This window comes from Lysinibacillus sphaericus OT4b.31 (assembly GCF_000392615.1).
Taxonomy (GTDB): domain Bacteria; phylum Bacillota; class Bacilli; order Bacillales_A; family Planococcaceae; genus Lysinibacillus; species Lysinibacillus sphaericus_B.
The window spans coordinates 2,260,347-2,276,721 of sequence record NZ_KB933398.1; the positions used below are offsets into that span (position 1 = coordinate 2,260,347).

At 36.7% G+C, this 16,375-nt stretch carries 9 protein-coding genes and 1 pseudogene; all 10 read left to right on the forward strand.

Going from position 1 to position 16,375, the window contains the following annotated elements; translation table 11 throughout:
• Window positions 1–11: 11 nt before the first annotated feature.
• Window positions 12–1,493 (forward strand): serine hydrolase domain-containing protein, encoded by a 1,482-nt coding sequence (locus H131_RS10315; protein WP_051112148.1) that lies wholly within the window; start codon window positions 12–14, stop codon window positions 1,491–1,493.
• A 360-nt stretch (window positions 1,494–1,853) separates the two neighbouring features.
• A complete protein-coding gene (locus H131_RS10320; RefSeq protein ID WP_010859071.1) occupies window positions 1,854–2,402 on the forward strand; it encodes a GNAT family N-acetyltransferase in 549 nt (182 codons plus the stop codon).
• Window positions 2,403–2,783: 381 nt separating this feature from the next.
• Window positions 2,784–4,820, forward strand: a complete 2,037-nt coding sequence (locus tag H131_RS10325) for a hydantoinase/oxoprolinase family protein (protein WP_010859072.1) — start codon at window positions 2,784–2,786, stop codon at window positions 4,818–4,820.
• A 3-nt stretch (window positions 4,821–4,823) separates the two neighbouring features.
• Window positions 4,824–6,503, forward strand: coding sequence for a hydantoinase B/oxoprolinase family protein (locus tag H131_RS10330; protein WP_010859073.1), 1,680 nt, complete (start codon window positions 4,824–4,826; stop codon window positions 6,501–6,503).
• A gap of 15 nt (window positions 6,504–6,518) precedes the next feature.
• Entirely contained in the window at window positions 6,519–7,271 is a 753-nt protein-coding gene (locus H131_RS10335) for an IclR family transcriptional regulator (RefSeq protein WP_010859074.1), read from the forward strand.
• Window positions 7,272–7,290: 19 nt separating this feature from the next.
• Window positions 7,291–8,865 (forward strand): OPT/YSL family transporter, encoded by a 1,575-nt coding sequence (locus tag H131_RS10340; RefSeq protein WP_010859075.1) that lies wholly within the window; start codon window positions 7,291–7,293, stop codon window positions 8,863–8,865.
• A 15-nt stretch (window positions 8,866–8,880) separates the two neighbouring features.
• On the forward strand, window positions 8,881–9,924 hold the full coding sequence (locus H131_RS10345) for an S-methyl thiohydantoin desulfurase domain-containing protein (RefSeq protein WP_010859076.1): 1,044 nt from the start codon (window positions 8,881–8,883) through the stop codon (window positions 9,922–9,924).
• Between the two features lie 2,631 nt (window positions 9,925–12,555).
• Window positions 12,556–13,266, forward strand: a complete 711-nt coding sequence (locus H131_RS10350; RefSeq protein WP_010859078.1) for a YrpD family protein — start codon at window positions 12,556–12,558, stop codon at window positions 13,264–13,266.
• A 524-nt stretch (window positions 13,267–13,790) separates the two neighbouring features.
• Complete coding sequence (locus H131_RS10355; protein ID WP_010859079.1) at window positions 13,791–15,710, forward strand: N-acetylmuramoyl-L-alanine amidase; 1,920 nt, start codon at window positions 13,791–13,793, stop codon at window positions 15,708–15,710.
• 128 nt (window positions 15,711–15,838) lie between these two features.
• Window positions 15,839–16,048 (forward strand): annotated as a pseudogene (locus tag H131_RS26250) (IS110 family RNA-guided transposase); the annotation flags it as partial.
• Window positions 16,049–16,375: the final 327 nt, after the last annotated feature.

The window sequence follows — 16,375 nt, forward strand, 5'->3', positions numbered from 1 at the left end:
AGGGAAATTAAATGATGACAAGAAAACACTTTTCAATCGTTAAAATGTTCGTAATCGCCATAGTCATGCTCATGACAAATGTTAACGGTATGGTATGGGCAAACGAAAATGAGTCTACAGCTAGTAATCTAGATATTTCTAAAATTGATGCGTTTATGTCACATGAAATAGAAAGATTGCACATTCCCGGTGCTTCATTGGCCATCGTAAAAGGAAATCAGGTGGAATACTTGCAAGGATATGGTGTTTCGAGCCCAGATGGAACAGCAATGACAGCGCAAACGCCAGTTGTTATTGGCTCGGTTAGTAAATCATTTACAGCGCTAGCCATTATGCAGCTAGTGGAACAAGGAAAAATCAATCTAGAAGATCCAGTACAATCAGTGATACCGTGGTTTCAATTAGCAGATAAAGAGGCATCAAAAAAAATCACCATTCAACACTTATTAAATCAAACAAGCGGTCTTTCTACATTTGATGGTCAAGTAGCGATATCACAAGGAGATAGCACAGTAAAAGAACATATAGAAGGTTTGGCTAATACAGTATTGACATTCCCGGTTGGTAAGCAATATCAATATTCGAATTTAAATTACAGCATCCTAGGTGCAGTCATCGAAGAAGTTACACATAAATCGTATACAGCGTATATAAAGGAATACGTATTCAAACCACTTGCAATGAACAATAGCTATGCGGACCCTATAGATGATTTAAACAATACAATTGCGGTAGGCTATCAAACTGTCTTTGGATTTAAGATGCCAACTGAGCAATTAAACCACCAAGGAACTGTTGCTTCTGGTTACATTATTTCCAGTGTGGAAGATATGGCAAATTACATGATCGCACAATTGAATCAGGGACAGTTCAAAGGAAGAAGTATTTTATCAGCAAATGCCATAGATACAATGCATCATCCATCAGCACTCGTTGGCAATGATACTTACTATGCTATGGGATGGGAAGTGAATGATGTAATCGCCCATAATGGCTGGACAGAAAACACCTACTCAAAAGTCATGTTAGATGGGGAGTATGGCATCAGTCTACTTATCAATTCCATGGATTATTTCAATCTGAATGAATATGAAGCAATAACGAGCGGCATTCACAAGCTGGTCCATAATGAAGAACCTGCTATATCTACAAGCAATCCATTTATGAAATATATCATTTTGGATATGATTTTACTGGCCATCATTGCTTACATTGTTTGGTCTGCTTATAGAATTTTTAAACCTAAAAAACGGAAAGTAATGACCATTCGTGTTATTTTAAATGGCTTGTCTATAGGCGTATTCCATTTGCTACTTCCATTGATTATTTTAATTGGTTTCCCAAGATTATTTGGTCCGTTGTCTACGACAACATTATTTGCTCCAGGTATAGGGCATTTGTTTTTTTTACTACCTTTGTTCCTGTTAATTGTGGGAATCGCTAAAATAGGTATTGGCATTAAAGAAAAATACGTTCAGCAAGATGTCATTTGACGCATAGAACGAATGCCAAAAACAGTCATATCAGGAGAGAAAAGCTGCGAGGCTCCTGCGTAAAAATGAGTTTTGCAACGGTAAAATAGCGAAAGAGGAGACGAAACAGTTCGTTCATTACTTTTTAATAGCTACAGTGTAAGACAAGTCCTTTCTAAAATTTTGTGAGATGACTTGTCTTTTGTGATTTAAAACTCTCTGACGCTGGAAATTTCCATATATCCCGAATGAAACAAGCGCAACGATTCTGAGGATAGCGCGACAGGATTTTTGGTAATATTTGTAGAACCAATATCTGTAGCCCAAGAAAGTTAAGTAAAACACAGGGGTGTCATATTGGAGATAAAGGGAGTCGATGGAATGGGATATGATCGTGAAAAATTAATGATTACGACGGAAAGACTGGTCCTTAGATTATTTCAAACATCCGATGCCGAAGCGGTCGCGACGCTGTGCAATAATTATCATATTTACAAAAATACATTGTATTTACCTTACCCATATAGTTTAAACGATGCATTATCATGGATGGAGCACCATTATGATAATTTTATGGGAGATCAATCGTATGAGTTTGCGGTAACAGACAAGGACAGTGGTGAAGTATTGGGCGCTATTGCATTATCGAACAATCCCAGCTTTAACCAAGGAGAACTAGCCTATTGGATTGGCGAACCTTATTGGGGCAATGGCTATGCAACCGAGGCAGCGCAAGCAATTTTACAATTTGCTTTTAAAGAAAAGAAGCTGCACAAAGTGTTTGCCCGCTATTTTTCATCAAATCCTGCTTCAGGAAAAGTGATGGAGAAGATTGGCATGGAAAAGGAAGGGACTTTAAAGGACCATGTTATGAAAGATGGTAAATATGAGGATTTGGTATATTACGGAATTATTAAAGAAAAGGCTTAACATGGCATAAAGCGTATTCGAATACTTTTTTTCGAATAGGCTTTTTTTATTGGAGAAAATCGATTCATTAAAAATCAGTGCTAAATATGCCAAAAAATCTTTCGCATAAACGGGCAATAGTTGACTCTCGTTGCATAGATGGCAACACTTTTTGCTGACATACAAAAAGGAAATAAAGACGTTCCTTTTGCTGAAAATATCATATAAGTTATAGTGTAATTTTCACTTTAAATGTAAGTGAATGACATTTTTTACTATGAAAAAGAATTTGACTAAAAAATTATTATAAAATACATTGAATTTTCTATCTTTTTTGACTATAATCTATTTAATTCTAAATGGAACAGTGTTCCTATAATCGGAACAGAAGGGGATGAGGATTTGAAAATAGCAACAGATATTGGTGGCACTTTTACCGATTTAGTATTCACAGATGAAAAGGGGAATCTTCATTTTGATAAGGGGCATACAACGCCAGGCCATTTTGAGGATGGGATTTTAAATGTCTTAAGTCGACATGTAACGGAACAATCGCTGGTCGAGTCATTTATTCATGGTTCGACAGTTATTATTAACACATTAACGGAAAGAAAAGGGGGAGTAGTTGGGTTAATCACGACGAAAGGCTTTCGTGATGTCTTAGAAATCGCTCGGGGAAATCGACCAGATTTGTACAATTTTAAATATATAAAGCCGCAACCTTTTGTAGAGCGCTATTTAAGACAAGAAATCGATGAAAGAATCGATTTTAAAGGAAATATCATGAAAGCGCTTAACATTGATGAAGTAGGTCCGTTAGTAAATAAATTTAAAGCATGGGGTGTTGAAGCAATTGCCATTTCATTTATTCACGGCTATAAAAATCCACTACATGAAAGACAATTAAAAGAAGAAATTTTAAAAATTTGGCCAGAGGTCTATATAACCCTTTCTAGCGAAACCATTAAAGAATATCGAGAGTATGAAAGAACCAATACAACCGTCTTGAATTCATATGTAAAACCTATTGCACATGCTTATTTAAAAAGTTTGAAAGAAAAGTTAGGGACAATTGGTATTACACAACATTTAAAAATTATGCAATCCAATGGGGGGACGACCAGTTTTGGTAAAGCAATGGAGTTGCCAATCAACCTCGTTGAATCTGGTCCTGTTGCGGGCATGTTCGGTGCTGCTAAATTAGGACAGCTTCTCAATGAATCGAATATTATCGCTTTTGATGTTGGCGGAACGACGGCTAAATGTTCGCTGATTACCGACGGCAAAGTGAATGTCACAACAGATTACTATATAGAAAAAAACGACAAGTTTGCAGGTTATCCCATTAAAACACCCGTTGTCGATATTGTGGAGATTGGCAATGGGGGAGGTTCCATTGCAAGAGTCGACCAATTTGGCTCATTAAAAGTAGGTCCAGATTCTGCTGGAGCGAACCCAGGCCCTGTGGCATATGGCTTAGGCAATACACAACCTACCATTACGGATGCGAATGTCTTTTTAGGCAAACTATCATTAGCCAACTTTGATCATCCAGTAGCCATGAACAAAATTGAAGAGGCGCTTATGCAATCGATTGCCAGACCATTTAATGTTACGGCTGAAGAGGCGGCCCAAGGAATTTTAGATATAGCCAATTCAAATATGTTAAATGCGCTTAAGTTAATCTCTATTCGTAAAGGCTATGACCCAGCGGAGTTTACAATGGTGGCCTTTGGTGGCGGCGGTCCACTACATGCTATTCATTTAGCACAGGAGTTAGGGATGAAAAAAGTCATTATTCCATATGGTTCATCCGTTTTTTCAGCATTAGGTATGATGATGACCGAATACCGACAAGATTATATCCAAACCAATTTATTGAATTTCCATAAAGATCATTTAGCCGAAATTCAACGAAATATGAAAGAAGTGATGCAAAAAGCCTATGCTGAAGCACCTTTATCAACAGAACACTATCATTTTGAAATGAATTACGATTTACGTTATAAAGGACAGGAACACGCTGTAAAGTTAAACTCATCCAATGGACGTCTCGATGAAGCGGAACTACAGCGCTTAACAGCAGACTTCCATATTAAACATCAGCAAGAATTTTCTTTTGAGCTACCTCAAACACCGATTGAGCTAGTGAATCTTCATCTCACGATTTATGGCAAAGACGAAGCTGTTCAGTTTAAGGAATTAGATTTCTCGCACATTGATGGTACAACTTGCATGAAATTGACACGTCAATTATATGTAAAACACACGGGTTGGGTAGATGTAAATGTCTATGATCAACAAAAGTTAGTGCCCGGCTATGTGATTCAAGGTCCAGCCATTGTCGAAAATTCTAGCTCTACGGTAGTAATCAATGACAAGCAGTCCATTAAAATGGATAAATACGGCAATCTAATTGTAGAGATGGAGGGGAAGTAAATCATGCATAAAGATGTTTTTGCAATAGAAATTATTCAAGATTCGTTGCTAGCCATCGGGGATGAAATGTTTGTCGCTTTAGCCCGTTCTTCAATGAGTCCTGTTATCTATGAAGTTTTAGATTATGCATGTGGTTTGACAGATGCAAAAGGTAATTTAATTAGCCAAGGAAACGGTGTGACAAGTTTTATCGGCATGTTAAGTCCAATGGTCCAACATGTTATTGACAAGTTTAATGGCGGTGCGGATTTACACGAAGGTGACGTCATTATTATTAATGACCCCTATGTTGGGGGTGGCTCGCATTTATCCGATGTTGGCTTAGTACTACCTATCTTTTACAATGGAGAAGTGATTGCTTATTCGACAAATAAGGCGCACTGGACAGAAGTTGGTGGAATGGACCCAGGTTCATTTACCAGTAATTCAAATGAAATCTATCAAGAAGGCTTACAGTTGCCAGGTGTCAAGCTCTATCAAAAAGGCGAACTAAGTGAAGCAGTCTATGAAATTATTGCGACCAATGTGCGTTTACCCGAACTATCCATCGGCGATATGTTTGCACAAGTTGCCGCATTGAAAACAGGTGAAAAACGCATCCGTGAACTTTGTCAGAAGTTCGGTGCGGATGCTGTTAAATTGTCTATCCAAAAATTATTGGACAAGGGTGAAAAAATTGCAAAGCTTGAACTGCAACAATTACCAAAGGGCGAGTTTTATGCGGAAGATTTTATTGAGGGCGATCCATTAAAAGGTGGACCATACCCTATAAAAGTAAAAGTTACGATTAGTGACCAAGCATTCATTTGTGACTTTAGAGGATCACATCCTGCGGTGCACGCTCCTGTCAACTGTTCGCAATTTGGATTAATGGCCAGTGTGAGGGTGATGTTTTTAGCGTTACTTGGTGATATCGATGTCATCAATGAAGGGGTATTTCATCGTTTGAAAATCATAACTGATGATAATTCCATCGTCTCTGCTAAACGGCCACATCCCGTTTCTATGAACTTTGAGGCGCGTATTGGCGCAGCCGATTTAATATGGAAAGCACTTGCACAGCACCTGCCAGACAGACTTTCGGCAGGACATTTACAGTCTGTTTGTACGTTTATTTTAACGGGCAAAAACCCACACAATGACGATTCATTCCTAATTGTCGAGCCATCTGTTGGTGGTTGGGGCGCATCCAATGATGTAGATGGGCAAAGCGGGCAATATTGTATGGGGGATGGGGAAACGTATAACCTCCCTGTGGAGATTGCGGAGACAAAATACGGTATCCATATCGATGAATATAGCTTAAACTGTGATGGTGCAGGCGCAGGAGAATTTAGAGGTGGTTTTGGTGTACGTCGAGTTTATACCATTAATCATGATGGACAAAAGGTTTCTGTTAACTTAGGCAGACATCAATTTTCACCTTTTGGCCTAAATGGCGGACATGAAGGTTCACATAACTATCTGATTATTCATAAACAAGATGGAACGAAGGTAGGGCCAATTGGTGTACTAGCAAATTATGAACTGCAAAAAGGAGACCAAATAGAGCTTGTTACGGCAACAGGGGGAGGTTATGGCAACCCCAAAGAGAGAAGCATAGACGCAATCGAAAAAGACTTGTTGAATGAATACATTTCTTTGGAAATGGCACACAAGCACTATCGCTATAAAAACGCATAAAAAAAGGAGAAGGTAATGACTGTCAAGACGTTAAAGAACTCATTGGATATACTAGAATGTTTTGCCTCTACAGAAAACGCATTAGGGGTGCGTGAAATTTCACGCATGACAAACATGCATACAAGTGTTGTGCAAAGAACAATCAATACATTTACAGAAGCGGGATACTTAATACAAGATGAAGGCACTAAAAAATATAAAATGGGTTACAAAATGTTTATATTTTATGATGTGCTTTCGCATTCAAATGACCCGCATTCTACCATTTATGAATTGATGCAAAATCTCGCTAGTGAAATCAATGAATCCGTATTTCTAACTTATATGGATAATGAATACGGTGTCACAACCAAAATAGCTGAAAGCAATAAGAATATAAAATATGCGGTGTCATTAGGAACGAAAACGCCGCTTTATATCGGTGCTTCCTGTAAAGTAATGTTTGCCTATCTAGACGAAGAAAAACAGCTTGAATTGTTAGCGCATTTTAATAAAGAACAGTCACAAGAAGAACATAAACAGCTTCTTGCACACTTAAAAAATGAGCTACAAATCATTCGACAACATAATTGGTGTATGACAGTAGGTGAATACAATGAGCATGCTTTTGGTATAAGTGTTCCATTATTCAATAAAAAGAAAGAAATTATGGCGTCTCTTACGATTTCTGGTTTGATATATGACATGAATGAGCAGAGGGAGAAATATATGCTTGCACAGTTATTACAAGTTTCTCATCAAATTCAATCTCACATTACTAAACTATAACTAGATAGGAGCTGACTTAATGAATAATAAAGTATTACATCCTAGAGCCTTAGAACCTATGACTCTACTAATGATAGTTTTAACATCTGTGGTTGGTGCCATAATTGGGATGCAACTGATTACTTCCTTAGGAATTTCTGCAAATACGTCTATTGTCGGTGCTATTTTTGCCATGATTTTAGGAAGAATTCCTATTGGGAAATTCCTAGAGTTTAAATCAGTTCATCGTCAAAATATTATCCAAACGGCAATATCTTCGGCAACGTTTAGTGCAGCGAGTAGTTTAATGCTGCCCATTGGTATTCCGTATGTTTTAGGCTATGAATCCTTAGTTTTACCATTGTTTATTGGTGTTATTTTAGCGATGTTTGTAGATGCTTTATTATTATATAAATTTTTTGATACGAAGATTTTCCCGGCGGCCGGTACATGGCCACCCGGGATTGCCACTGCTGAAGCGATTAAAGCTGGAGATAAGGGCGGTAAGAATGCAAAAGTTTTAATCGGTGGTGTGATAATCGGTATTGTGGGCTCCGTACTAAAAATTCCTATGTCAGCTTTTGGTGTAGCGTTTATCGGGAATATTTGGGCGCTTACCATGTTTGGAATTGGTCTTTTACTAAGAGGCTATTCGGTTCAATTATTTAATGTAGATTTAAATCAATATTATATTCCACATGGCATTATGATTGGTGCAGGTATTGTGGCGCTGTTCCAAGTAGCTTTTGCTTTACTAGCGAAAAAGTCTGATAAAAAGACAGAAGAATTACAATATTCTAAAAATGCGAAAGAAATTAGACAGGCCTTTGGTGCTGGATTTATCGCTTATTTAATGATTTCCTTATTAATCGCATTTTTAGGTGGAATCATTTCACATATGTCTATTGGTATGTTAGTAGGCTTCATCGTGTTCGCAACCGTTGCTGCCTTTGTACATGAGCTCATCGTTGGTATTGCTGCCATGCATGCAGGATGGTTCCCGGCGTTTGCCGTTGCATTTATTACGCTAATTGTCGGCATTTTGATTGGTTTCCCGCCCCCAGCACTGGCATTATTAGCTGGCTATAGTGCAGCAACAGGGGTTGCATTTGCGGATATGGGCTATGATTTGAAAACGGGGTATATTTTACGTGGAAATGGTAGTAATCCAGCATTAGAAAAAGAAGGGCGCAAACAGCAAATGATCGCTGGGATTATAGCCTTTTCTATTTCTGCCATTGTTGTTTTACTATCGTACAAATCTTATTTTGCACAAGATTTAGTAGCACCAGTCAACCATGTTTATGCGGCAACTATTCAATCGGGTGTTACAGGCGATGTGGCGAAACAGTTAATGATTTGGGCCATTCCGGGCGCATTGATCCAACTTCTTGGTGGGTCAAAGAGACAAATGGGTATCTTGTTTGCGACAGGTTTATTGCTTGTCAATCCTCTTGCTGGGTGGGCAGTGTTAATCGGTATTTTACTGCGTATTATTTTCACTAAAGTCACGAAAGGGAAGAAAGAGTCTGAAATGACGGTGTTTGCAGCAGGTGTCATTGCTGGGGATGCTTTATATAGTTTCTTCTCTTCCGTTTTCAAAATGGGAAAATAGAAAGGGGATATCTTGATGGTAAAAGTGCTAACGTATGAGGATGGTATTGCTGCTGTCTATGGCGGTACGATTCTAGGAGGCGGTGGTGGTGGCCTCCTAGAGGAAGGCCTAAAGCTTGTAGAGGAAATTTTCGAGGCCGGGGCACCTCAGTTAATGGATATATCAGAATTAGCGAATGAAGATTTAATCGCTTGTGTGGCCATGGTGGGAGCTCCGTCAGCGGCAAACCAATATATATCTAATGAACAGCTGTGCTGGAGCTATAGCAAGTTGAATACCTATATGGCTAATCGATTAAAAGGAATCATTACGAACGAAAACGGTGCGATTACGACGATTAATGGCTGGCTGCAATCGGTGTTATTACATGTACCGGTAGTGGATGCCCCCTGTAATGGGCGAGCACATCCAACAGGAATCATGGGCTCCTTGAATTTACATGAACAACAACATTATCAATCGGTGCAATTTTATGCTGGTGGAAAAAATAAATGGGCCATACAAGGTTTTGTAGAAGGTGATTTGCAAAATACGGCAAAAAGCGTTCGCCATGCTTCCGTGTTAGCTGGTGGCATGGTGGGGGTAACGCGAAACCCAGTAACCATTAGCTATTTAAAAGAACATGGCGCACCATATGCCATTTCTGATGCCATTGCGCTTGGCTATAGCTTCCTTAAGGGACAAACAATGGATGAAAAATTGCAAAATGTCATGCGTCAGTTGAATGGCATACACATTGTCTCGGGAAAAGTAACAGACTATTCTCTAACCAAGGACAATGGCTTTGACGTAGGCAAATTATCGGTTGAGGATTTCAGCCTGACATTCTGGAACGAGTATATGACTTTAGCAAAAGCAGGTACCATCCATTCTAAATTTCCAGACTTACTCATGACATTCGATACGGAAAGCATGATGCCTGTACCAAGTGCAAGCATTAAAGAGGGCATGCATGTAGCCGTTATTCAAGTCGATCAAAGCCACTTGAAATTAAGCACAACGATGAAAAATGCTGCGCTACTTGCGGAAATTGATGAAGTCATTGGCGCTGTTCGATAGTCATTTGACAGTGCGCTGATGTCGTTGGGTATGCAGGCGCAAAACGCTCAGGACCGACGCAAATCGGGGATATTGCGGCAACACGGATAGGCAAAATATAAAAGCTGCCAACATCTAATATCAAGATGGGCAGCTTTTATTGTTCCTTCAGCGGGAAGGTATTACATAACATCACTTTAGTTCCTACTTCCTTTACGCTTAATGCTTCGTTATTACCAATGGCTTAAATGTACATACTTCGGAAAAATCGTTGCCTAAAACGATCATTCTATTTGTTGTTAGCACGACTCAGATGAACAGCCCTTCGCAAAATGATAACAGCTACTTGGTGATTCCTTTACCATTAAAGGGAGGAGTTACGTTCACACATACTTAACTTCTGTATAGAAGAAGGTAACATCAATCAATGAAAAAATCTATCACACAGCTGCTAGCAATTGGCTAAAGCCTACTTGGTCATGAAAACAAAACTAACTGTTTGTTCACATATTTTGTATTGTACATTCACTATGCGGGTTAACAAAAAAGAAATTCTAAGGGAAAGTGTTCACTTTTATTTGTTTCTCTCAAATGCTTATTTCAAAAGATGATCGGTAACGCTATACGCCCGTTAATCTTTCAAAAAATTTGTTCAAACATTATTCAATTGTAAGCCCGCTGAAGTTGTATAAGTTTGTAAAAAACATAGCGCCTGTACATTACGCAAATAGTGAGGGTACAGAACAATAGAGGTTGTTCTGTACAATTATCATATAATATTCTGAAAAATTAGTCAATTGAAACCCTGTTCTTGTACTAGAAGTTTTTTTGACTACATAAAAGGCTTCGTTGTTACCAACTCTTGCATGCACTCTAATATTTGCCATATAAGCGATTTAGTATATATGAATGAGAAAAAATCGTATTGTTAAGTGTGTAGTGTAAGGCATTACTTGTAGGTCATTAACGATGATTGAGTGGACTATTGATTTTTGAGAGAATCTATAGTGAACTGCAGGTTCTATTATTTGGTAATCAGTTGCTATATATTAATAGCAGATCTTAGAAGCATGTTCGTGAACTATATTATACTTCTTAGCGGAGAAAATCGTTTAATGTAAGACGTATTGAAGACTTCTAAATGATTGCGGCTCTAGGGACGCCTGTTTATTGGTACAATGCTATGTGAATTTCAAATAGGTAAACTAAAATACCTAAAATTGCAGAGATTGAAGAAGATTTTTTTAATTTTATTTTAATAGGAACTACCTTTTTACTTTACAATTTCATATGCTTTTTACAAAGATATATAAGTTATTCTGTAATAAAGAAGGCAACAAATGATATATACCAAATTAATAAGAGAAATTTATATATATCTTTTTTTTATGTATTATGGTCTAGTTCGAAAAAATACTTTTCTTTTAAATCACGGAGAGAAGTATTAAATTTCCTTAAAAATTTGGTTTCCCCAGATTTATTTTTCTCAAAATTCTTCAAGCATGAATTAACAAAAAATAAAGTAAGTAAAGATAATTCTCAAAATGAACTTTATTATTCAATTGGAAAAAATGGAGAGAACTATTCTAATATAGAATGGTGCGAAATTAAAATTGAAAGAAAGTTCTTTATTGAATGGACTAACTGGCTAAATATTCTAATTACGGTATTATCGGTAATTATAAGTGTTAGCTTATTCTATTTTTGTAGCGAAAACTCTATATTAATAATGTTGATTTGGTTTTTAATATTCAGAATGATATCAAGAGTTATAGAAATTTGATAGCATTTTATTCAGGAGAGGTTTTTCATCAAAACGATAAATATGATATTAATAACCACATATTAAGGTGTAATAATGGAGTTATATGTGAATTTTAAGGAGAAGAGCTTACTAAAAACATAGTATATATTGATAAATTTAAATCCTCAATTTTAAGAAGTGAAGCTAGAATTTCTTTAGCAATGCATACATTAGTAGAATTATTTTATTTGTATAGTGCGATTTATATTTTCTGTGATTGGGCTTATGTTTTAGATAATAGATTAGAAGTTATAAGTCCATTAAAATCACTCTTAATTAGTATGAGTCTTGGAGTTTTTAACATATCATATTCAATGGATTATAATAATTTAATAATAGGAATTATACATGTGAGTCAGGTCTTTCTAAGTGTGATAATATTATTATCCCTGGCACAATATCTTAGCTAAAGTGATAACATTAATTAAAATCAGTATGAGAACAGGCTTTATTCATATCTGGTGAAACGGTACAAGGTGAGCCATATAAAAGGACCATTGTTCGTTCTAAGTATATAAAATAGAATATTATTTCAAACATAGTTTATAAGTGTAAATGACACTAATAAACTATTTTTGTACTTTTAAGGGCGAATTCTATATATTTATCAGAGCAATTTAAAGCTTACATAATTCGGGAAAGGTAAGCTTTTCTAAAATTAATGGAGTAGTAGTATAAACGGGCACGTATGTCTTTGGAAAGCTCATGAAACCCCTCTTCAGTGAATAGCCCCTTCACAGTTTGTATAAGTTTTAGAATTAGTACGATATTACATTTATATTAAATATTTACAAATTTGTTATTTTGGCATAAAATGTAAGGTGAAATAAAATTTAGGAGGTAGTATATTGAAAAAATTAATTAGTATGTTATCTATCTTTTCTTTACTGGTGTTATTAATCCCAACGCAAGCTGATGCTGCATCAACGGGTACGGGACCATACAGAAAGGTATTATCAAATTCAGGTTATTCGTGGATGTCTACAAATGTTTACATACCTGGTGGGAATGACGTAAGTTATGGTAATTCAACGGATACAGGTTATATTTATTTAGGTGGACATAGTGGTTCGGTAGAAGTAGATGCGGGATTACAACATAGTCCAACACTAGATAATTGGGCACCTTTTATTTCTGTGAATGGTACTCGTCCTTCAAGTGGTACGTCAACAACTCGTTTTAAAAGTGCACAAACTGTCTTTATGAAGTTTTATGTAACCTCTGATAATACTGTGGAGCTTAGTGTAAGTGGGATTGCTACAGATGGGGTCAAACGTACAGTCGTGGTAAATGCTACTGCTAATGGATGGAAAAAAAGTGGAACAGGCAATTCTTTAAAACGTGTAACGTCAATTGCACAAGTTGGTGGCGATAATTTTGCTTCTAAGTCTTATCTGAAAAATGTATATTGGTCAGACGCTACAATAGGGACAAGTTCTACTTCAAATGCAGTTTGGTCTGGAGAACATACGAATGCTTTCACTAGCTATCAAGCACCTTATGTATCAGTTCAATATGTAAATCAAAGTACAGAAACTGTAAACATAAATTTAAATTAATTTAAATAGAAAATTATGCTAATGAAATTGGTATTCCACATCACACGTAGGGTAGGTTGACATCGTTAGAACTTCCAATGCGGACGCAACGCTATCATTAAAGACTATCAAGAAGGCGTTTCAATCGCTGACAATCAAAAGACTAACAAAGTTGGAACCGGAACAATTTATCATTCCTTAAACGTGTTGGAACAAAACGATCAATGAACGAATTAAATTTCGTTTGTTGGTCGTTGTTTTTTGCGTTGAAAGTGCGTAACCCCAAAGCCTCTATTCTGATAAGTGCTTTCTGGTGTTCGGAATTTGCGCACAACTTTTTTGGGGGTTTGATTTTCTAAAAGATTGTTACTAGTCAACTAACGGTAGGTTAGTTAGGTAAGAAAGTTATTAAAAAAATTTGAGGTTTATATTGGAAGTATCACTTGATTTTAACTAGAAAAGGAAATGATTACATTCTTATGATAGTTTTATGTGTAAAATTTTGCTATAATAGATACAAGAATAGGAAGGGAGGAAATAGGGCATTGTACCTCAAGAAAATCAGTCTTATGTTATGCATCTTATTCATATCAGCTTCTATATTTTCCATACATAATGCAAGTGCAAGTGGTGGTTTTGAAGATATTTCTTCAAACCATGAAGCTTATGAACAAATCAATTATTTAGTTAATTCAGGTGTTATTAAAGGATATACAGAAAAAGGGAAAATATATTACAAGCCTAATAATAACGTAACGCGTGGGCAAGTTGCCAAGATGGTTGTTGTTGCTTCAGGGAACAAGCCACTAGTTGTCAAAAAATCAAGCTTTTCAGATGTAACAGTCGGTACTGAGCTTTCAGGCTATGTAGAAAGTGCCAAACAGCTTGGTTTCTTTGCGACAAATACTAAGGATAAATTCTTGCCAAATATGCCTTTAACTCGTGATGAAATGAGTTTTGTATTAACAAAAGCATTTAAGCTTGATTCCAGTGAATATGAAAAAGTAGATTCACCTTTTGTTGATGTAGATATGACACATCCTTACATTCAATATGTAAAAACAATTTACTACAACGGTATTACAAAGGGAAGCGGTCAAAATTATAATCCAAATGGCCAAGTGACACGTGCACAGTTTGCGTTATTCGTAGCGCGTGCAAAAAGTGAAAAGTATCGTTTAGAGTTACCAGTAAAAGATGTGGATGTACCTGATGCATCACAGATTATTGGGACAGTTCAAGTAACGACTGACGGATTAAATATTCGTAATACTAAAGATTCTTCATCTAAAGCTAACATTGTGGGTACAGTGAATAAAGGTGATAAACTATCAGTCTATGCAGCCGAAGGAGACTGGTTAAAAGTTTCGTCAAAAGATGCCTATACTTATATTTATAAAACGTATGCTCAGTTTTTAGATGCAGATGGTAATACTTTAGAGAATGTTCAAAAGCAAGTAACAACAACTCAATCTATTAATGTTTACGTTAAAGCAAGCTCATCTTCAAAGATTATTTCGACTGTGAATAGTAAAGTGAAATTACCAGTTTATAAGACGGTTAATGGCTACTATTTAACAGAAGTGGGCGATGTACCAGGCTATATCGTAGCGAATAGTACAGAGGATGTTACAGTAGAACAGCCTGCTATCCCAGTTCCAGACCTAAAGCCAACTCCAGATCCAATCACGCCACCAGTTACAGGTGACTTACTTGGTCGAGTGACAGTTGACAATTTAAATATCCGTAAAGAGGCTAACTCTACGTCTATGGTTTTAGGTAAGCTTAGTAAGGGTGAATATGTTCAAGTGAACAGTATTTATGATTACTGGGCACAAGTTACTTTTGAAGATCAAACGGGCTACGTGCATAAGTCTTACTTAAAGCTATTAAATCAAAGTGGTAATCCGTTAAAAGATCGAATTATTATTATTGATCCAGGTCATGGTGGCAAGGATCCAGGAACGTCTTTCGAATCTTTTTCCGAAAAAAACATTACATTAAAGGTTGGTACTCTTGTTAAGGATAAATTGGAGGCTGCAGGTGCAAAGGTATTGATGCCTCGTACAGGGGATACATTTCCTACACCACAAGATCGTGTTGACTTTTCACATGCTAATTACGGTGAAATCTTCGTAAGTATCCATGTTAACTCAGCAGCGAATACTGCTGCACAAGGTACCGAAACATATTACGCTAAAACACCAGGTGATATGTATGAAGAAGACATTGATCTTGCGACATTTGTAAACAATCAAATAGTAAATAACTTAAATATGAAAAATCGTAAGGTCAAAGAAGAAAAACACATTGTGAGCGCTAATACGAATATTCCAGCCATCTTAGTTGAGCTAGGCTTCCTAACAAATAGTGAAGACCGTGCTAAAATGACAGATGATCAATATGTTGAGCAATTTGCTGAATCCATCTATAAAGGGATTTTGCAATATTACGAAAAACAATAATAAATAGAACTACATTGGTGTCAATTGAACTCCCCGCATAGTGGATACTTTAAAAAAAGTGAACCTATTCGGGGTTTTTCTATACTCAATTAGATTAAATCCCGTTATACTCAATTTTTAATTTTACATTAGTTTTCGCGTACTTATTAAAGGACGGACATTTTGGTTATTTACGTATACTGAAAGACATGAAGCTGAGCTTCGGATTGGTTCAACTCTTCGTTTAAAAATGGACGGAGGATTCGGCTAGCATCAAAAATCAAAACATTCGTTGGCTTGATTGTTACTTTCCAGAGTCTATTCAAGTCTTTCCTAATTTCGGGAAGATGGCACTTGCAACACATCTCTGTTCCTTTTAAATGAGAAAGGTGAATCAAAAATAGTGCGTTGTTCCAATCTTGAATTCGTTTGTGTTCACTTTTAACACTACTCGATTGCGAGAAGGATAATTCCAAAGAGTTTGCTATGGACTTACTGTAAACAAATTAGCTTAAAAGATTGTAGCACCAACTTCAAGGACACGATTCACCTCCTATCAACCCACACAAGTGCATTAAACATTTCTATGAGGGGGTTACTCATGTTTTGTAATGGTCAAATTCTACTTGTTATACATTTACCATTTATCTGTACACAAACTCCGCTATGCTTTAACCGTATAGAAT

Coding starts and splice junctions, on each gene's coding strand:
- H131_RS10315 (WP_051112148.1), top strand. CDS start 12: ATGATGACAAGAAAACACTTTTCAATCGTTAAAATGTTCGTAATCGCC.
- H131_RS10320 (WP_010859071.1), top strand. CDS start 1,854: ATGGGATATGATCGTGAAAAATTAATGATTACGACGGAAAGACTGGTC.
- H131_RS10330 (WP_010859073.1), top strand. CDS start 4,824: ATGCATAAAGATGTTTTTGCAATAGAAATTATTCAAGATTCGTTGCTA.
- H131_RS10335 (WP_010859074.1), top strand. CDS start 6,519: ATGACTGTCAAGACGTTAAAGAACTCATTGGATATACTAGAATGTTTT.
- H131_RS10340 (WP_010859075.1), top strand. CDS start 7,291: ATGAATAATAAAGTATTACATCCTAGAGCCTTAGAACCTATGACTCTA.
- H131_RS10345 (WP_010859076.1), top strand. CDS start 8,881: ATGGTAAAAGTGCTAACGTATGAGGATGGTATTGCTGCTGTCTATGGC.